The 18,726-nt window shown below is 62.5% G+C and carries 14 protein-coding genes; 8 read left to right on the plus strand and 6 right to left on the minus strand.

Annotated features, from left to right (window positions below; translation table 11 throughout):
* Nucleotides 1–23 precede the first annotated feature (23 nt).
* Both BTO02_RS25660 and BTO02_RS25665 read right to left on the minus strand, forming a co-directional pair.
* Nucleotides 24–3,170, minus strand: a complete 3,147-nt coding sequence (locus BTO02_RS25660) for an efflux RND transporter permease subunit (protein ID WP_075159971.1) — start codon at nucleotides 3,168–3,170, stop codon at nucleotides 24–26.
* 23 nt (nucleotides 3,171–3,193) lie between these two features.
* Entirely contained in the window at nucleotides 3,194–4,447 is a 1,254-nt protein-coding gene (locus BTO02_RS25665) for an efflux RND transporter periplasmic adaptor subunit (protein WP_075159972.1), read from the minus strand.
* A gap of 557 nt (nucleotides 4,448–5,004) precedes the next feature.
* On the opposite strand from BTO02_RS25665, the gene BTO02_RS25670 reads away from it, so the two are divergent.
* The 6 genes from BTO02_RS25670 (at nucleotide 5,005) to BTO02_RS25695 (ending at nucleotide 9,219) form a co-directional block, all read left to right on the plus strand.
* Complete coding sequence (locus tag BTO02_RS25670) at nucleotides 5,005–5,424, plus strand: VOC family protein (protein ID WP_075159973.1); 420 nt, start codon at nucleotides 5,005–5,007, stop codon at nucleotides 5,422–5,424.
* Between the two features lies 1 nt (nucleotide 5,425).
* Nucleotides 5,426–6,334 (plus strand): RNA polymerase sigma-70 factor, encoded by a 909-nt coding sequence (locus tag BTO02_RS25675; RefSeq protein WP_075159974.1) that lies wholly within the window; start codon nucleotides 5,426–5,428, stop codon nucleotides 6,332–6,334.
* A 271-nt stretch (nucleotides 6,335–6,605) separates the two neighbouring features.
* Nucleotides 6,606–7,085 (plus strand): carboxymuconolactone decarboxylase family protein, encoded by a 480-nt coding sequence (locus BTO02_RS25680; protein WP_075159975.1) that lies wholly within the window; start codon nucleotides 6,606–6,608, stop codon nucleotides 7,083–7,085.
* Nucleotides 7,086–7,174: 89 nt separating this feature from the next.
* Nucleotides 7,175–7,585, plus strand: coding sequence for a cupin domain-containing protein (locus tag BTO02_RS25685; protein WP_075159976.1), 411 nt, complete (start codon nucleotides 7,175–7,177; stop codon nucleotides 7,583–7,585).
* Nucleotides 7,586–7,689: 104 nt separating this feature from the next.
* Nucleotides 7,690–8,730: a LysR family transcriptional regulator gene (locus tag BTO02_RS25690; protein WP_075159977.1), complete on the plus strand. Its 1,041-nt coding sequence runs from the start codon at nucleotides 7,690–7,692 to the stop codon at nucleotides 8,728–8,730.
* A 78-nt stretch (nucleotides 8,731–8,808) separates the two neighbouring features.
* Entirely contained in the window at nucleotides 8,809–9,219 is a 411-nt protein-coding gene (locus BTO02_RS25695; protein ID WP_075159978.1) for a DUF3331 domain-containing protein, read from the plus strand.
* 47 nt (nucleotides 9,220–9,266) lie between these two features.
* Here BTO02_RS25695 and BTO02_RS25700 read toward each other — a convergent pair whose 3' ends face one another.
* Nucleotides 9,267–9,551: a hypothetical protein gene (locus BTO02_RS25700; RefSeq protein ID WP_075159979.1), complete on the minus strand. Its 285-nt coding sequence runs from the start codon at nucleotides 9,549–9,551 to the stop codon at nucleotides 9,267–9,269.
* A 120-nt stretch (nucleotides 9,552–9,671) separates the two neighbouring features.
* Here BTO02_RS25700 and BTO02_RS25705 point away from each other — a divergent pair, with 120 nt between their 5' ends.
* Nucleotides 9,672–10,622 (plus strand): NADP-dependent oxidoreductase, encoded by a 951-nt coding sequence (locus BTO02_RS25705; RefSeq protein WP_075159980.1) that lies wholly within the window; start codon nucleotides 9,672–9,674, stop codon nucleotides 10,620–10,622.
* A gap of 54 nt (nucleotides 10,623–10,676) precedes the next feature.
* On the opposite strand, the gene BTO02_RS25710 is transcribed toward BTO02_RS25705, so the two are convergent.
* From BTO02_RS25710 to BTO02_RS25720, 3 genes are all read right to left on the minus strand, one after another.
* Nucleotides 10,677–13,124: a glucose/quinate/shikimate family membrane-bound PQQ-dependent dehydrogenase gene (locus BTO02_RS25710; protein WP_083615373.1), complete on the minus strand. Its 2,448-nt coding sequence runs from the start codon at nucleotides 13,122–13,124 to the stop codon at nucleotides 10,677–10,679.
* Between the two features lie 248 nt (nucleotides 13,125–13,372).
* The gene (locus BTO02_RS25715) at nucleotides 13,373–14,542 is read right to left on the minus strand and encodes a zinc-dependent alcohol dehydrogenase (protein WP_075159981.1); all 1,170 of its coding nucleotides are present in this window, start codon (nucleotides 14,540–14,542) and stop codon (nucleotides 13,373–13,375) included.
* 403 nt (nucleotides 14,543–14,945) lie between these two features.
* Entirely contained in the window at nucleotides 14,946–16,124 is a 1,179-nt protein-coding gene (locus BTO02_RS25720; protein ID WP_083615374.1) for a porin, read from the minus strand.
* 247 nt (nucleotides 16,125–16,371) lie between these two features.
* On the opposite strand from BTO02_RS25720, the gene BTO02_RS25725 reads away from it, so the two are divergent.
* Nucleotides 16,372–18,726, plus strand: coding sequence for an FdhF/YdeP family oxidoreductase (locus BTO02_RS25725; RefSeq protein WP_075159982.1), 2,355 nt, complete (start codon nucleotides 16,372–16,374; stop codon nucleotides 18,724–18,726).

Raw genomic sequence — 18,726 nt, forward strand, 5'->3', positions numbered from 1 at the left:
CGCGTCAAAGAAATCGAAAGCCATCACGTGCGCTCCTTGCGGCCGAATTTTCGAATGAAGACATAAAACGCCGGGGTAAACAGCAGGCCGAAGCCGGTTACGCCGAGCATGCCGAACAGCACAGCCGTGCCGAGCGACTGCCGCATTTCCGCGCCCGCACCGGTCGCGACTGCGAGCGGTGCGACGCCGAGAATGAACGCGAACGACGTCATCAGGATCGGGCGCAGGCGCGTACGGGCCGCATGCACGGCGGCATTCACCGCCGTGTCGCCTTCGTCCTGCTTTTGCCGTGCGAACTCGACGATCAGAATCGCGTTCTTTGCCGCAAGGCCGACGAGCACGACGAAGCCGATCTGCGCGAGGATGTCGATTGGCATGCCGCGAATCGCAAGGCCCGTCACCGACGCGAGAATGCACATCGGCACGATCAGCACGATCGAGAGCGGCAGCTTCCAGCTTTCGTACTGAGCGACGAGCACGAGGAACACGAACAGCGCAGCGGCGCCGAACACGAGCAGCGTGGGCGTGCCGCGTTGCTGCTGCTGGTACGCGAGTTCGGTCCACTCGAAGCCGATGCCTTGCGGCAGCACCTGGTGCGCAAGCTCCTCCATCCGGTGCAATGCCGTGCCGGTTGCGACGCCCGGTGCAGCCACGCCTTGCACTTCTGCGGCCGGGTACAGGTTGTAGCGCGGCACGCGGTACGGAATCGTGCGCGTTTCCATCTTCGCGACCGTGCCGATCGGCACCATCTCACCAGCCTGGTTGCGCGCCTTCAGCCGCGTAATGTCCGACGCGTCGCGCCGGTACTGGCCGTCGCCCTGCACGATGACTTCGTACGTGCGGCCCAGATAGTTGAAGTCGTTCACGTACTGCGAGCCGAGGTATACCTGCAACGTGGAGAACACGTCGGTCGGCGTGAGTCCGACTTTCTCCGCCTTCACGCGGTCGATATCCGCGAATACCGAAGGCGACCCGGCGTTGAATAGCGTGAATACGCCCGCAAAATCAGGGTCCTTGTTCGCCGCGGCGACGAGATCCTTTGCTGCGTGCACGAGTGCGTCGGGACCGAGGCCCGCGCGGTCTTCGAGCATCATCTTGAAGCCGCCCGCATTGCCGATGCCTTGCACGGGCGGCGGCGGAATCGTCAGCACGTAGGCATCCTTGATGACCGACAGGCGCTTGCGCAGGTCCGCGAGCACGCCGTCCGCGGTCAGGCCCGGTATCTCGTGGTTGTAAAGCGACGGCAACCCGGAAAAGATCGTTCCCGAATTCGAGGCGACCGTCAGCGTGGTCGCGTCGAGCCCGACAAACGGTGCGACGTGCTCGATGCCGCGCGTCGACAGGATGATGTCCGTTGCGCTGCGCACCACCTTCTCGGTGCGCTCGAGCGATGCGCCGGGCGGCAATTGCACGACGGTAATCAGATAGCCCTGGTCCTGCTCCGGAATGAAGCCGGTCGGCGTGTGCGCGAACTCCAGTGCGGCGACGCCGATCAACGCAACGTAGATCGCAAGCATCACCGTGAGGCCGCGAACCAGGCGGCGCGTGAGCTTGCCGTAGCCGGAGGAGAGCCTTTCAAAGCCGTGATTGAACCGTGTAAAACCGGCGTGCAGCAAACGCGAAACAGCGTTGCCGCGCTGCTCGCCGTTGGTTTCATGCGGCGCGCGCTGCTTGAACAGCACCGCGCACAGCGCAGGGCTCAGCGTGAGCGAGACGAAGCACGAAATGACCGTCGATGCCGCGATCGTCACCGCAAACTGCCGGAAGAACAGCCCCGAAATGCCGCTGAGGAATGCGGACGGAACGAACACCGCGCAAAGCGTCAGCGCGATCGACAGCAACGCGCCGCCCACTTCGTCCATGGTCCGGTGCGCGGCTTCGGTCGGCGACATGCCCGCATGCATATTTCGCTCGACGTTCTCGACCACCACGATCGCATCGTCGACCACGATACCCACCGCCAGCACGAGCCCGAATAGCGACAGGTTGTTGAGCGAAATGCCGAACGTGGCAAGCACGATAAACGAGCCGAGCAACGAAACCGGAATCGCAACGACGGGAATGATCGTCGCGCGCCAGTTCTGCAGGAACACGAACACGACGCCCACCACGAGCAGAATCGCGACGAAGATCGTGACGACCACTTCGTGGACCGATTTGCCGATGAAGATCGTCGGGTCATAGATGATCTTGTACTCGACGCCGGGCGGGAAGTCTTTACTGAGGCCGCGCATCGTCGACAGCACTTCCTTCTCGACCGCGAGAGAATTCGCGCCTGGTTCCGCGTAGATCAGCATCGTGGCCGCCTGGTTGCGGTCCATGAACGCGGTCGAACCGTAGTCGGCCGCACCCACTTCGACGCGGGCGATATCGCGGATGCGCGTGACGCGCCCCTGCGGGTCCGATTTCACGACGATGTCGCCGAATTCATCGGGCGTCGACAACCGGCCGAGCGCTTCGACGTTGATCTGATAGGCGGCGTCGCTCTTCGTCGGCGGCTGGTTCAGCACGCCGGCCGACACCTGCAGATTCTGTGCGCGCAGCGCGGCGAGCACTTCGCTGGCCGTCAGATTGCTGGCGGCGACCTTGTCCGGGTCGACCCAGATACGCATTGCGTACTCGCGGCCGCCGATGAACTGCACGTCGCCGACGCCTTGCAGGCGCGCGAGTTCGTCCTTCACGTGCAGCGTCGCATAGTTCGACAGATACAGTGTGTCGCGCGTCTTATCGGGCGAATCGAGGTGGACGGCGAGCAGAATACTCGGCGTCGATTTCCTGACCTGCACGCCGAGGCGCTGCACGTCGTCTGGCAGGCGCGGCAGCGCATCCTGCACCCGGTTTTGCGTGAGCATCTGCGCAACGTTCAGATCGGTGCCGATGCGAAACGTCACGGTCACGGTCAGCTTGCCGTCGCCGGTCGACTGGCTGCTCATATAGAGCATGTTTTCGACACCGTTGATCTGCTGTTCGAGCGGTGTCGCAACGGTGCGCGCAATCGTCTCGGCAGACGCGCCCGGATAAGTCGTCGTCACCTGTACGGTAGGCGGAACGATTTCCGGATACTGCGCGACGGGCAAGACGAACATTGCGCCGAGGCCGATCAAGGTCAGGAAGGCGCTGACCACCGTCGCAAAGCGCGGGCGGTCGATAAAGAAATGGGCAATACGCATGGCTTCGTCCGGTCCTTCCCGCCTTACTGGCCTTGCGTGGCCGCATAACGAAGCGTGCCGTCACGCGTCGCCACCCTGGCGCCGGGCGCCGCGAACGGCAGGCCGTCCACGATCACGCGATCGTCGGCATTCAAGCCCGAGCGGATCACGCGCAGGCCGCCACGCATATCGCCTACCTGCACCTGCTTCGGCACGACCGTGCCGTCGGCTGCGACCGTCAGCACGATGTGCTCGGACTGGTCGGGCAGCACGGACGCGTCGGGAATCAGCAGCGTCGGCACCGGCCGCGCGACCGCGAGGCGTACGCGCGCGAATTCGCCGGGCGTCAGACGCAGGTCCGGGTTCGCCACCGTCGCTCGCGCGTGAATCGTGCCGCTCGAGCGGTCGAGCACGTTGTCGACGAAGTCGAGCGTGCCCTGCCGCTTCAACACGGTGTCGTTGCCGTTACCCGATGTCAGTTCGACCTTGTTCGCAAGCGGGCTCTTCAAATCGCCGCGGTAGTGCGAAAACGTCTGGAAATCGGCCTCGCTCATATCGAAATCGAGGTAGATCGGATCGAGCGACACGATGGTCGCCAGTAGCGTGGTCGGACTCGTCGCCGCGCGGCTGCCGGCAATCAGGTTGCCGATCGAAACGAGGTGGCGGCCGATGCGGCCCGTAAACGGCGCGGCAATCCTGCAATGATCGAGGTCGAAGCGCGCGTCGCGAATCTGTGCCTGCGCATCGTCGATCGCGGCCTGCGAGGCGCTCAGGTCGGATGTGCGTTGCTGCACGTTTTCGACCGTACCCGCGTCGTTGCGCTCGAGTTCCTGTGCGCGGCGCAGCTCCTGCTCTGCGAGCACACGCTTCGCCGTCGCATTCTCGAGCTGGGCCTTGGCCTGTGCAAGCCTGATCTCGTAAGGCACCGGATCGATCGAAAACAGCAGATCGCCCTTATGAACGATGTCGCCGTCCTTGAAGTAGATGCCGGTGAGCGTGCCGCCCACCTGTGCGCGCAGCTCGACCTGATCGACCGCCGAAAATTGCCCGAGAAAGCCCAGACGCGTATCGAGGTTTTCGACGAGTGGCTTGCTCACGGTCACTTGCGGCGGCGCCGCGGGTTTTGCATTTGCAGCCAGCGCTTTGCTCTCGCGGTGCTGGTAAAACCACCAGCCGCCACCGATGACGGCCATGACGACGAGCACCCCCGCCCAGCTCTTGACCGGCGATCGCTTGCGCGTGTGCAGTGCATCGCGCTCTTTGACCTGATCGTCTTGCAGTTCCGTTTCCGTATCCACTTGCAGGCATCCCAGACTTGTTTGACGTGCGATATGAGATCGTGTTTCTTATAGATGTTGAATACACTCTAAGGTCATGAAAGATTGCATGCATAATCTAAATCGTCAAGTCAAAGCTGGTTGAGATTGACGATGACGCCGATCGCCAGGCGCGGGTGCATCGGTCCGGCCTAGGTTTGCGCGATTGTTCACGCTTGCCGGTAACTGAATTCAGGAAGGCCCGGTATATCGAGGCAGGTCGATGCGCTAACCTTCGTGGTGCAGCAGAAGGACGGCTCCCTCCATACCTCGGCCTTTTGTTGTTGCGTTTGTTTGTCGCTTTGTAGACTACGCACGAGCTCTGCTCGTGCGTTTTTTTTGGTGTGTTTTCAGCCGTTCTAAGGTGTGAGCGCCTTGTGGGGCGCAGGTTGCGGCGAGATTTCACCCGGCTGCAACCAAATCGGGCTATCCTCATCGTTGTCATCCAACGTCGAACGCCCGTCATTGCGCCCGTCCGGTGCGCAGATCTCCTCATTCGAACCATTCGAAGGCGTCGACAAGCCCTCGCAGGAGCCGTCATGCTTGCACTGGAAGTCGTTTCGCTGCCTGTCGCCGATGTCGACCGCGCCCTTGCGTTCTATGCGCAGAAGGTCGGATTCAAGCTGGACGTCGACTACCATCCCACGCCCGCGTTCCGGGTCGTGCAGCTCACGCCGCCGGGCTCGTCGTGCTCGGTGCAACTGGTGACGGCCGATTCCGCGGCGCGCCTGCGTAACCTGTATCTGGTCACGACAGACCTGGCGGCCGAGCGCGCCGCGCTAATCGGGCGTGGCGTAGCGGTTAGCGAGTGCCGGCACAAGGCGCCGATCGATACATGGGAGGGCGGCTTTAGCGCCGGACTCGACGCGAAGCGTCGCGATTACGCGAGCTTTGCCGATTTCGAAGACCTGGACGGCAATACATGGACGCTGCAGGAGCGCGGTTACCGTGCACCGTGATATGAAAGACAGCCTCTACGTCTTTGACCAGCTTCGCCCGCGCTTGCAGAAAATGGCGTACCGGATGCTCGGATCGGTCGCCGAAGCCGAGGATATCGTGCAGGAGGTCTGGCTGCGCTGGCATGCGGCCGCGCACGATACGATCGACAACGCGGAGGCATGGCTCGTCGCCGTGACGACTCGCATGTCGATCGATCGCCTGCGCGCGGCGAAGATTCAGCGCGAACAGTATGCAGGTATCTGGCTGCCCGAGCCGCTTCTGACCGAATCGCCGGCTACGCCCGAGGAAGTCAAGGAACGCGCGGACGATGTGTCCGTTGCATTTCTTTTGCTGCTCGAACGCCTTACGCCGGAGGCACGCGCGGCGTTCTTGCTGCGCGAGGTGCTCGATGTCGATTATGACGAGGTGGCCGAAGTGCTCGGCAAGACGGAAGCGGCCTGCCGTCAACTCGTGAGCCGTGCGAAAACGCAGCTGCGCGACGGGCGGCCGCGTTACGAGGTGTCGCGCGAGACGCATCGGCGCTTGCTGCAGAGCTTCACCGTAGCAGTGGAGCGCGGCGACTTCGCCGGCATCCATGCATTGCTCGCCGAAGAAGCGATGCTGTACGGCGATGGCGGCGGCAAGGTGCCAAGCTTCCCGGAGCCGATGCTCGGCGCCAAGCGCATTGCGCAGCTTTTCTATGCGTCCGCGCTGCGTTACGGTAGCGACGTTCGTTTCAGGCTTGTCGAGCTTGGCGGTCAGTGGGCGCTATTGCGCTATCTCGACGGTCAGCTCGAATCGGCGATGTCGATCGAAACGGACGGCAACCAGATTGTCCGTCTCCTCGTTCAGCGCAATCCCAACAAGCTCACGTTCATTGCAAAAGCGCACGGTATGCCGCCCGATCGCTTTGCGTCTTCCCAGGACTAAACTCGCGCCACAGCGAGCGTCTGGTCTTCCGCGGGTGCGTATCGGGTTTAAGGCCGATGTATGTCCGGCCTTTGTTTGGGCTCCGATCGATGCGCGATCGATGTCCAGGCGGTACCTGATTGGTGCCTCCGGGACAACGCCGTGAGTCCAATCGTCTATCTACCGCCGCGCGCGCGGCAACCCTACCATTGTCCTCGTCGCTCCGCTGCGGCGCATCAAGCTCGCACCGCGCCAGGAGCCCATCGGCGCAATTTCATCAATGAGGTAGGCCATGTCCCAGCGCATCAACTATATTCAACAATCGCCGGAGCTCTTTAAAAAGTATCTCGACTTCAGCATGCAGCTGAAGGAAAGCGGTATCGAGCAGGCGATTCTCGACTTCGTCTCGCTGCGCGCATCGCAAATGAACGGCTGCGGGTTTTGCTGCGACATGCACGTGAAAGAGGCGCGCATTCACGGCGAGCGCGAATTGCGGCTTCATCATGTCGCGATCTGGCGCGAGTCGACGCTCTTTTCGCCACGCGAGCGCGCCGCGCTTGCATGGACCGAGGTGCTGACGAAGCTGCCCGAGCATGGCGTGCCCGACGAGATCTACGAACGTGTGCGCGGCCAGTTCTCGGAGAAGGAATTGTCGGACCTGACGTACGCAGTGATGGCAATCAACGGCTGGAACCGCGCGAACGTCGCGTTCGAGACTGTGCCGGGTTCGGCGGACAAGGCATTCGGACTCGACAAGGCGAATCTCGCCTAAGCGCCGGCGCACGGTTTTTCCGTTGACCCGCGGTTGTTCTGTTTTTATCGCGGCCCGCGGTTGCGGGCCGCATTCTTTTGGAGCCCATCATGTTCCGCTCGAAAATAACTGCGATGGTTTTGGTCACCCTCTCGGCACTGTCGCCGGCGGGCGCCGCGTATGCCGCAGCGCCCCAGGCAATCGTCACACCGCTGATGACGCAGCCGCTGCCCGACTACCCGGGCAAGGAGGGCCTTATGATCATGGTGGAATATCCGCCTGGTTCGGTCGACCCGGTGCATCGACACAACGCGGATGCGTTCGTCTATGTGCTCGAAGGGTCGATCGTGATGCAGCTCAAGGGCGGTAAGGAAGTGACGTTGAAGCCGGGCCAGACGTTCTACGAAGGGCCGAATGATGTCCATACTGTGGGACGCAATGCGAGCCAGACACAGCCCGCGAAATTTATCGTGCTGCTGTTGAAGGACAAAGGCGCACCGGTTCTCGTGCCCGAGAAATAGATTCGGTCTACATAGCCGGGGCCAGATAAAAATAAAGGCGGTCGTGTCACAAACGGCCGCGCTCATCCGTCTAGTCAGGTGTGGACTCAACTATTTGCGCTTCCATGTCAGACTATGCCCCCCGCCGATCCCTCAGCGGCGCCGACGATCCGTTTGCCAGCAGTTTCGCAACGAGCTATGCCGGCGTCGTATCTTTCCTTGCCGTTGCCGACGAAGGGAGTTTCGCCAGAGCAGGCGACCGCCTCGGCATCGGGCGCTCTTCGGTCAGCCGCAATGTGCAAAAGCTCGAGGCGCAACTCGATACGCGGCTCTTCCTTCGCACGACACGCAGCACGTCGCTGACGCGCGAGGGCGAACTGTTCTACGAGAACTGCAGGCCCGGCGTCGAGCGCATCGTGCAGGCGCTCGACGAGATGCGCGAGTTGCGCAACGGTCCCCCGCGCGGGCAGTTGCGTATCTGTTCGACGCCCGGGTTCGGCCGCAAGATCGTCGCGCCGCTGTTGCGCGGTTTCCATGCGCAATTCCCCGGCATTACGCTCGAACTGCTGCTTAACGACCGCGTTTTGGACTTCACCGGCGATCGCATCGACGTCTCGTTTCGCGACGGGCGTATGGAAGACAGCGAAATCGTCGCGCGCAAGCTGATACCGATGCAGATGCTCGTATGCGCGTCGCGCGACTACGCGCGCGTGCACGGCTTGCCGCGCGAAGTCGACGAACTGGCCAAACATCGCTGTATCAACTTCCGGACTGCGTCGGGGCGCGTAAGGGAATGGGAGTTCAAGGCCGGCGGTGTCGCGCTGCGGCGCGTGCCCGTTGCACGTCATACGTTCAACGATGCAGAGCTGATGCTGCAATCGGTGCTCGACGGGCAGGGTATCGCGCAGCTGCCCGCTTATCAGGTGTGCGATTTTCTTCGCGAAGGGCGCCTCGTCAGCTGTCTTGCGCAGTATGTGCCGGACGACAGCGGCCACTATCTTTGCTATCTGAGCCGAAAACATCTACCCACGAGAATCCGTGTATTCGTCGATTACATGATCGAGCACACGAGAAGGCTCGACCTCAATTGCGTTACCGCAATGCCGGTACATCGGCAGACTTTCGCCGATACTTCGGATGACGAGAGAATGGTCAATGCAGCTTAGTCAATGTAATAGTCAGCGTGATCGGCAACGCGATCGGCGCTGTCTATTTCCGCACGGCGGGCTTGCGGGGCAACGAGCATGAAACACATCGACCCCTGGTCACACATTGTCAAAGGGTTGCGCGGCCATCCTCACGATATCGGAGATGCGATTCGCAAGGCGTCTTTTGCGTCACGCGATTTCGACGATTCGTTGCGCTGCGGCATGGCCAATATCCTGTCGATTCGCAGGATCGAACGACAGACCGAGTCGACCATACTCGTTTCGTGGAGCGACCCGACCTTGGGCCGGTATCAGGACCAGACCTGGCGCGCGGGCTTTGCCCGAGTGGCCGGCGTATGCGGGTTGACCGGCATGCCGGTGCGCCGCGGCGACCCTGTGTTCAGGCCTGTCGTGCGCGGCGGATTCCGGCCGTTGAACGCATTCGACATGATTCTGGCGGACACGTTATCGCGCGCGAATATGCGCAAGGCCGATCCTTTTGCCTAGCGCCTGAGTACTGCTCTAGCGTGGCCTGGAAACCTCGCACAGAGCGCTCACTGACTGGCCCCTGAGGCCGGTTCGCTCGCCGTCGCCGAAGGCGTGCTTACAGCAGGTGCTTGCTGCGTCTGCGCCCCTTGTCCTGCCGTTGCCGCCGAATCGCTCGTTGCATCAGCGGCCGCGCTTTGCCCGGGCGTACCGCTCGGCCCCGCGCTATTGCTCATCACGCCGCTGCTGCCGGCGCTCAGGTTTTCGCCGGCCTTCCGATCTGCCTTGTTGCATGCGGTGATGCCGAACATGAGCGCGGCCGCCGAGCATGCAACGCAAATGACCCGTTTCATCGTGTCTCCCTTTCAATGTGAGCCCACTGCGTAACGAGCAGGGCGTATGCCCGATTTTGGCTAGCGAAAGGCACATCGCTTGCGCGCCCGTTTAAAACATTGCACCACTGGAGACGTTCAATGACAGCATCGACATCCACCTCAACCATGCGCGCCTATCGCATTCACCGCTTCGGCGGCCCGGACGCCGTGCAGCTCGAGTCGATTCCCGTTCCCGAACCCGCGCCGAACGAGGTCCTTGTGCAAGTGCTCGCCGGGGGCGTCAACCCGGTCGACGTAAAAACGCGCGAAGGGCGCTATTCGGCGATTCGCGAAGACGCGCTGCCTTTCACCCTGGGGCGCGATCTCGCCGGCATAGTGATGCGCGTCGGGCGTGATGCGGTGCAGTGGCGCGCCGATCAGCACGTGTACGCGTTCGTCGGCCAGGGGCAGGGCGCGTTTGCCGACTTCGTGGTGGTCGACAGCGCCGCGCTTGCCGAGCCGCCGCATTCGCTCGATATCGTCACGGCCGGCGCAGTGCCGCTTGCCGCGTTGACGGCATGGCAAGGGCTGTTCGATCAAGGGCTGCTGGAAAAAGGCGAACGCGTACTCGTGCATGCGGCGGCGGGTGGCGTCGGCCATCTGGCCGTGCAGTTCGCACGCGAGAAGGGCGCCGAAGTCTACGCGACCGCATCGGACGACGGCATCGACTTCGTCCGCTCGCTTGGCATCGACCACGTGATCGACCATAAACGCCAGCGTTTCGAAGACGTCGCACGCGATATGGATCTTGTGTTCGATCTCGTTGGCGGCGAGACGCAGTTGCGTTCGTGGCAGGCGGTCAAGCGCGGCGGCGCGCTCGTTTCAACGCTGACGGAGCCGTCGCAGACCGAAGCGGCCGCACGCGGTGCGCGAGGGGTGCGCTACACCGCGCGGCCGGACGGATCGCAACTCGCGTCGATTGCGGCGCTGATCGACGAGGGTCGCGTGAAGGTGCGTGTTGCCGAACAGTTTGCGTTCGACGATCTGAAACAGGCGTTTGCGCGTATCGAAGCCGGCCACGTGCGCGGCAAACTGGTAGTGAAAGCATAGCGATGCGCAAGGCGGCCTCGTTGCCGCCATCGCATGTATTGCCGTGTGCCTGTGCTATTGCTTTCCCGGCAGTGCATAGGCAATCACGTAGTCGCCTAGCTTCGTGCCAAACGACCCATGTCCACCGGCGGCGATCACCACGAACTGTCTGCCGTTCGCCTCGTACGTCATCGGCGTGGCCTGTCCGCCGGCGGGCAAGCGTGCGCGCCATAGTTCGCGGCCCGTGTCGGTGCTGAACGCGCGCAGGTAGTTGTCGGCGGTGGCGCCGATAAAGAATACGTGGCCCGCGGTCGTCATCGGACCGCCCAGCATCGGCATGCCCATGCGGAACGGCAAAGGCAGCGGCGAGCTGTCTCGCACCGTGCCGATGCGCTTTTTCCAGACGATCTGATTCGACGTCAGATCGAGCGCTGCGACATAACCCCACGCCGGTTCCTTGCACGGCAGTCCGAGCGGCGACAGGAACGGATTCAGCGTTACGCCGAACGGCACGCCGTACTGGGGCTGGATGCCGACCTCGGTGCCGGTGCCGCTCTGGCCCGCTTCGGGCGGCTCCATCGGATTGTGCGGACCGCGTGGAATCAGCCTCGATACGAAGGGCAACGCGTTCGGGTTAGCGATGGCGATGCGCCGATCCGTATCGACTGCGAGCCCGCCCCATTCGAACATGCCGAGATTGCCCGGGAAAACGAGCGTGCCTTGCTCGGACGGCGGCGTAAACGGACCTTCGTAGCGCAGCCGATGAAACATCACGCGGCATACGAGCTGGTCGTACATCGTGGCGCCCCACATGTCGGCGCCGCGAAGATTTTGCGCGCGCCGCAATGTCAGCTGCGAATACGGTTGTGTCGGCGAGACATGATCGCCTTTCGCGGCACCTTGCGGCACCGGCCCTTCCGGCGCGGGCACGAGCAGCTTGCCGGTGCGGCGGTCGAGCACGAAGATGTTGCCCGTTTTCGCCGGTGCATAGATTGCCGGCACGATATTGCCCTGCGCGTCCTTGAGGTCGACGAGCGACGGTTGCGCGGGCAGGTCCATATCCCACAGATCGTGGTGCACGGTCTGATAGAACCACGCGAGTTTGCCGGTCGACGCGTGCAACGCGAGCAATCCGCTTGCATAACGCTCCATGTCCGGCGTGCGCCGGCCGCCCCAGATGTCAGGCGTGCTCACGCCCATCGGCAGATAGACGAGGTCGAGCTTCGGGTCGTAAGCGGCCGGCGCCCATGAGTTCGGGGAGTTCGGCACGAAGCTGTGCTGGTCGTCCGGTATCGCATTGGGCGCATGAGCGCCCGGGTCGAATACCCAGAGCAGCTTGCCGGTTTCGACGTCGAAGCCGCGGATGGCACCGGACGGCTCGCTCACCGAAAAGTTGTCGGTCACCGAGCCCGCCACGACGATTACCTTGTCCGTTACAACAGGCGGCGAAGTCGGTTCATACGCGCCTGACGTTTTGACAGGTTCGAGGTGCTGAAGGTCGAGGTCGCCGTTATTGCCGAACCCTGCGCAACGCTGACCCGTCGCTGCATCGAGTTCATAGAGATGGCCGTTGTTGACCGGCAAAATCACGCGCCGCGAGCACATCGGCAAAGCGGCTTGCGCTTGCGGCGTGGCCGATGCGCTCGCCGCGCGTGCGGCCGCGGTCTCGTGATACGACACGCCGCGGCAGGTTACATGCTGAAAGCTCGGGTCCGTCTTGAGGCCCGGATCGAAGCGCCACTTTTCCTTGCCGGTTGCCGCATCGAGCGCGAACAGTTTCTGGTGCGGCGAACACAGGTAAAGCATGCTGCCGACCTTGATCGGCGTAACCTCGTCTGTGATTTCCACCGGGTCGCTCTTTCCCTTGCGATCGCCGGTTTCGAAAGTCCACGCGACTTGCAGATTTTTCACGTTCTGCTCGTTGATCTGCGCTAGCGGTGAATAGCGCGTGCCGCCTTGCGTGCGGCCGTAAGCGGGCCAGTCGCCCGCGCGCGGATCGGCATCCGGCGTCGGCGACGCCTGCTCCGCGGCAAGCGTGCCGTTGATCTGCTGCGGATCGTTGTAGGCCGCATAGACGAGCACCGCGGCGCTCGCGATGAGCCCGATGCCTGTCACGAGCGCGGCCGGCATCACGGTGCCGACGAACTGCCGGCAGATAAACGGAAGCAGAAGCCAGACACCGAATACGACCAGCACATCGATGCGCGGCGCGAGCGCCCAGAAGTCGAACCCGGATTCGGCGACGGCCCATGCGAGCGTGCCGAGCAGCAGCAGTCCGTACAGTGCGAGCGCCCATCGGTTGAGCCGGAAAACGAGCCATGCGACGGCGAGCATCGCGATGCCCGCGGCAACGTAATACGGCGAGCCGCGCAGCGCGACTAGCCAGATCCCACCGACGAGCAGGTACAGGCCGGATAGCGCAGCGAAGAGTATGGTTAGCCAAAGGAACCAACGTGCGCCTCGTGGGACAGGTTTCCGGAGGGGATCCCGCGTATTTCGCGGTTGCGGCGTTTCGGGCGTCATGGCAATGAATCTCGATCCATTTCGTTTTTTTGAGTGTCCGCATCGGGCATGCAGCGCGTAATGAAGCCTGGCGGCGCTGCATCGGGACAGCGGCTAAAGAAATGCGTCGCACACTCCGTTCCCGGCGGCAAACATTACGCGACGATCCGGATGCACTTGCTGCCGTGGCGCGCGCGAGCGGACATCGTCGACGTAGTGGGGCTGCCAGGCAACAGCGTGTTTATTGTCGTTGCATCATTCGGTGCCGGTCATGGCTTCATTACGACCTTGATGCAGCCGTCTTCCTTGTCGCGAAACGTCTTGTACATCGCGGGCCCGTCTTCGAGCCGCACCGAATGCGTGATAACGAAAGACGGATCGATTTGCCCTTCCTGTATGCGCCGCAGCAGATCGTCGGTCCAGCGGTTCACGTGCGTTTGGCCCATTCGCCAGGTCAAGCCCTTATTCATCGCCGCGCCCATTGGAATCTTGTCGACGAGGCCGCCGTAGACGCCGGGTACCGAGATCGTGCCGGCCGGACGGCACACGTAAATCATTTCGCGCAACACGTGCGGCCGGTCGGTTTCGAGCATCACGGCCTGTTTGGCCCGGTCGTACATCGAGTCGACCGAGCGCGTGGCGTGCGATTCCATGCCGACTGCGTCGATGCATTTCTCGGGCCCCTTGCCGGCGGTCAGATCATGCAGCCGCTCGAGCACACTTTCGTTTTTGAAGTCGATCGTCGTCGCTCCGCCGGCACGCGCCATTGCGAGACGCTCGGGCACGTTATCGATGGCGATAACCTGTTTCGCGCCGAGCAGCACGGCGCTGCGAATCGCCATTTGCCCGACGGGCCCCGCACCCCAGATCGCCACTGTGTCGGTTGGCTCGATATCGCATTGCACCGCAGCCTGCCAGCCGGTCGGGAAAATATCGCCGAGAAAGAGCACCTGCTCGTCGGTCAATCCGTCCGGAATCTTCACGTGGGTCGTGTCGGCGAACGGCACTCTGACGTACTCGGCCTGACCGCCGGCGTAGCCGCCCGTTAGATGCGTATAGCCGAAAAGCCCCGCGGTGGTGTGTCCAAACATCTTGTCGGCCGCTTCCTTGCTGCGATTCGAGCGCTCGCATACCGAGAAATTGCCGCGCCTGCATTGATCGCATTCGCCGCAAATGATCGTGAACGGCACGACGACGCGGTCTCCCACCTTCAATGCAGCGTTATCCTTGCCGACTTCGACGACCTCTCCCATAAACTCGTGGCCCATGATGTCGCCGTGTTTCATGCCCGGCATGAAGCCGTCGAACAGATGCAGGTCCGAACCGCAAATCGCGCAAGTCGTCACTTTCACGATCGCGTCGCGCGGGTGTTCGATCTGAGGATCCGGCACAGTGTCACACCGGATGTCTTTTTTGCCGTGCCATCTAAGCGCCTTCATGGTGAGCCTCCCTGACGTTGGGTTCGCGCCGGTAGCGGCGGGCACGCGCTTGTGCCCGCTCATACCCGCTTCCCTGCACAGGTTCGTTTGTCCGCGTGCGGGTTGCGTTACTTGCGCCAGGTGATGCTTGAGCATGCCTCGTTCCGGCGGAGCGAGAAATGTGTCCTTTAGCGACGTTTTACGGACACGTCAAAGACATTGGCCTATTCGCGATGCTCCGATACGCTGTATGTGGGGGCACGCAATGTAATACCCTCCTTCAGCGTCGCCCTACAAGCGGGGACTTGCCACCCCGTTGCGTGTTGCGCGGCCGGCAACCTTGCGTTGCCGGCCACTTTCTCCGCTGCGTGGCTGGCGTACGGTCTGCATATCGCGCGCGCGTAATTCGCAGTGCTACGCCGCGTCAGAAGTTGCTCATTATTCCCATGTACGCGCCGGTTTGCGATTCTCCGGCGAGCGGACTCGTGTTCGGCGTCGAGCCGCGCGGGTTGGCGAACACCGAGAAGGTCGCATTCGCACTGTTGCGTACATATGCGACGGTCGCGTAGAAAAACGTACGCTTGCTGAAGTTGTACGTGGTGCCAAGCGCGTAGAGCGTGGCGTGTCCCGCCGGGTCGTGCGTCGCATCGCCGCTGCCGTTGCGCACGTTGACGTAGAAGCCGGCAGCCGTTAGCGCCCAGCGCGTGGTTGCCTGGAACGTGGCGCCGAGCCAGTAATGGTCCGCGCTGTCGGCGAGGCCGGCGGGCGTATCGGGTGCCGCGTAGTGCGTCCACGCAGCCTGGACTTTAACCGGGTCGACGTTGATGTTCGCGCCGACAAAGTATTCGCGCGACGCCGTGAAAATATTGTCCATCTGGCCGTTCGAGTTACGCAGCTCGTCGTAAATGCCGCGAAACTCGAGGGCCGGCGAATGCCATGTCAGCATCACGCCATCCGAGCGGCCGAATTCGCCGGGCGCTCCCGTGTTGAAACTCGTCTGGTTGCCGAATGCGAACTGCGTCTGCACGTCGAATCCGCCGATGATCGGGCTGTGATACTCGACATTGTTGTTCGTCTGCTGCCAGTTACGCCCGCGCACGAGCGACGCCGACGACACCGCCTGTTGCACGAACGGATCGAATGCCCACACGCCGTCGCTATCGATGAAGAGATTGCGGCCCGCCTGGATCTGCCCGAGCGTCTGATCGCTCAAACCGACGTAGGCGCGGCGCGAAAACAGCCGCCCGTTGCCGCCGGTCGTGCCGTTCATCACCTGGAAGGCCGTTTCGAGATCGAACAGCGCATTGCGGCCACCGCCTAGATCTTCGGTACCCCGCATGCCCCACATGCTTGTGCCCCAGTCGCCGCCCTCGGCGCTCCAGCGCGTGGCATTGGTGCCGTTCGGCTGGGCCAGATGGTTCAGATACTCGATGCCGCCGTCGATGCGGCCATACATCTGGACGCTCGATTGCGCATGTGCGGGTGTCGATACGGTGAGGGCGATAACGAGCGCGACCGGTGTTGCGGCGCAAAAACGCGGCGCTTGCGCGCGCCCATGGCGCAGGCGGCGGGCATGCAGGCGGGAGGAGGCAGGGCTCGGCATCGGGCGTCTTGTTCTCTGTTGTTGTACTGACTAAAGCGACCACCTCGAACGCGCGGCCGCTGACCATATGCCCGATACGATACACCGCTTGCCGGTTTGCCGTATCGGGTCTTTGCCGCCGGTGCGGTCGCGGCGAACGCGGCGCTTTCCAGCGCATCAGTGAGCGCCGGGGTGTTCCTGCGAGCACGACTGGAACGCTGCTTGCTGATCAATCACATCGTGATACTTCGGTAACAGGTGAATTGATATGGCTAACGAGGGAAAAAGCAGTGCGTATCCTTACGCGTCGGGCGGTTGGGGATCGGTGAAGGCGGTCACGAAAATTCTGCTGCAGGAAAAGGCCCCGCTCGCAGATAGCCGCGCATTGATGCATCAGAACAAGCCCGACGGCTTCATGTGCGTCAGCTGTTCATGGGCCAAACCGGCGTCCCCGCATCCGTTCGAATTCTGCGAAAGCGGCGCGAAGGCGACCGCGTGGGACATCACGGCAAAGCGCATTACGCCCGACTTTTTCCGCGTGCATTCGGTCAGCGATCTGCTGACATGGCACGACCACGATCTGGAAGAAGCGGGTCGCCTGACCGAGCCGATGCGCTATGACCCGGCCTCGGACCGATACGTGCCCGTCTCGTGGCAGGAGGCGTTCGATGCGATCGGCGCCCAACTGCGCGCGCTTGACCCGAAGAGCGTGGTGTTCTACACGTCGGGCCGCGCGTCGCTCGAAACGTCGTACATGCTGCAACTGTTTGCGCGCATGTATGGGACGAACAATTTGCCCGACAGTTCGAATATGTGCCATGAAAGCACGAGCGTCGGGCTCAAGGAAGCGATCGGCGTCGGCGTGGGCACCATTACGCTCGACGACTTCGAAAAGACCGACCTGATGTTCTTTTTCGGCCAGAACGTCGGCACGAACAGCCCGCGCATGTTGCATCAGTTGCAGGATGCGAGAAAGCGCGGCGTGCCGATCATCACGTTCAACCCGCTGCGCGAACCGGGCCTGCTGCACTTCGCGAACCCGCAGTCGCCTAAGGATATGCTGACGCCCGGCGATACGCAGATCAGCACGCAGTACCACCAGGTCAGGACGGGCGGCGACACGGCCGCGATTCTCGGCATCTGCAAGATCGTGATCGAGGCGGACGACCGCGCGCGTAGCGCGGGCGAACCGCGCATGATCGATGTCGATTTCATCCGCGATCATACGAACGGCTTCGAGGAGTTCGCGCGCTATGTGCGCGATGCCGACTGGGACGACATCGTGCGCGTGAGCGGTCTGCCGCGCGAGGCGATCGAAGCGGCCGCAAACGAATATCTGAAGGCGAACGCGGTGATCGCGCATTACGGCATGGGCATGACGCAGCACCGCATGGGCGTGCAGAACGTGCGCATGCTCGTCAATATGCTGTTGCTGCGCGGCAATGTCGGCAAGCCCGGCGCGGGGCCTTCGCCGGTACGCGGCCACTCGAACGTGCAGGGCCAGCGCACGGTCGGCATTACCGAAAAACCCGAACTCGCGCCGCTCGATCAGCTTGCGAAGCAGTTCTCGTTCGAGCCGCCGCGCGACAAGGGCATGAATATCGTCGAGGCATTCGAAGCGATGCTCGACGGCAAAGTGAAAGCGATGGTCAATCTGGGCGGCAACCTCGTGCGTTCGGTACCGGATCGTTTGCGTACCGAGCCAGCGTGGGGCGAGCTCGATCTGACCGTCAACATCACGACGAAGCTCAATCGCAGTCATCTTGTGCACGGCCGGAACTCATATATGCTGCCGTGCCTGAGCCGCATCGAGATCGACCGGCAGGCGGGCGGCGAACAGGCGGTGTCGATGGAAGACAGCACCGCATGTTTTCATGGCTCTCGCGGCGTGGTGGAGCCGGCGTCGCCTTCCATCCGCTCCGAGCCGTTTATTGTCGCGGGCATTGCAAAGGCGACGTTGGGCGATCGCTCGAGCGTCGACTGGGACACGTGGCGCGACGACTACTCGCGCGTGCGCGGCGAAATGGCGAAGACATGGCCCGAGATGTTCCACGATTTCGACGCGAGGATGTGGACGCCCGGAGGCTTCCCACGTCCGCTGCCCGCGCGCGAACGCAAGTGGAAAACGAAAAGCGGCAAGGCGGAATTCATGGTGCCTTCAGCGATCGGCGAGGATCCTGACATGCCGGTGCGCGAGCCCGATTCGCTGCGGCTCATGACCTTGCGCAGCGACAGTCAGTTCAACACGACGATCTATAACCACGACGATCGCTTCAGAGGCATCAAGGGCACGCGCATGGTGATCCTGATGAACCCCGCCGATATCGACCGGCATGCGCTGTCCCACGGCGACACGATCGCGTTGCAGACGATTGCCGACGACGGCGTCGAGCGCCGCGTCGACGGACTCACGATCGTCCCGTTCGACATTCCGCAAGGCTGCATCGCCGGCTACTTTCCGGAATGCAATCCGTTGCTGCCATTGTGGCACTACGCGAAGGAGAGCAAGGTCCCGGGAGCGAAGTCGATACCGGTGCGGATAGTAGAAAAGACGGCGAAAAAAGTGGTGAAAAACACGGCGGAAAACGAGCCGCATGAGGTGGCACAAGAAGAGGTCCCCTGA

The organism is Paraburkholderia sp. SOS3 (genome assembly GCF_001922345.1).
Lineage (GTDB): Bacteria > Pseudomonadota > Gammaproteobacteria > Burkholderiales > Burkholderiaceae > Paraburkholderia.

Coding starts and splice junctions, on each gene's coding strand:
- BTO02_RS25685 (WP_075159976.1), top strand. CDS start 7,175: ATGTTCCGCTCGAAAATAACTGCGATGGTTTTGGTCACCCTCTCGGCA.
- BTO02_RS25705 (WP_075159980.1), top strand. CDS start 9,672: ATGACAGCATCGACATCCACCTCAACCATGCGCGCCTATCGCATTCAC.
- BTO02_RS25680 (WP_075159975.1), top strand. CDS start 6,606: ATGTCCCAGCGCATCAACTATATTCAACAATCGCCGGAGCTCTTTAAA.
- BTO02_RS25695 (WP_075159978.1), top strand. CDS start 8,809: ATGAAACACATCGACCCCTGGTCACACATTGTCAAAGGGTTGCGCGGC.
- BTO02_RS25700 (WP_075159979.1), bottom strand. CDS start 9,551: ATGAAACGGGTCATTTGCGTTGCATGCTCGGCGGCCGCGCTCATGTTC.
- BTO02_RS25720 (WP_083615374.1), bottom strand. CDS start 16,124: ATGCCGAGCCCTGCCTCCTCCCGCCTGCATGCCCGCCGCCTGCGCCAT.
- BTO02_RS25675 (WP_075159974.1), top strand. CDS start 5,426: ATGAAAGACAGCCTCTACGTCTTTGACCAGCTTCGCCCGCGCTTGCAG.
- BTO02_RS25710 (WP_083615373.1), bottom strand. CDS start 13,124: ATGACGCCCGAAACGCCGCAACCGCGAAATACGCGGGATCCCCTCCGG.
- BTO02_RS25725 (WP_075159982.1), top strand. CDS start 16,372: ATGGCTAACGAGGGAAAAAGCAGTGCGTATCCTTACGCGTCGGGCGGT.
- BTO02_RS25690 (WP_075159977.1), top strand. CDS start 7,690: ATGTCAGACTATGCCCCCCGCCGATCCCTCAGCGGCGCCGACGATCCG.
- BTO02_RS25670 (WP_075159973.1), top strand. CDS start 5,005: ATGCTTGCACTGGAAGTCGTTTCGCTGCCTGTCGCCGATGTCGACCGC.
- BTO02_RS25660 (WP_075159971.1), bottom strand. CDS start 3,170: ATGCGTATTGCCCATTTCTTTATCGACCGCCCGCGCTTTGCGACGGTG.
- BTO02_RS25715 (WP_075159981.1), bottom strand. CDS start 14,542: ATGAAGGCGCTTAGATGGCACGGCAAAAAAGACATCCGGTGTGACACT.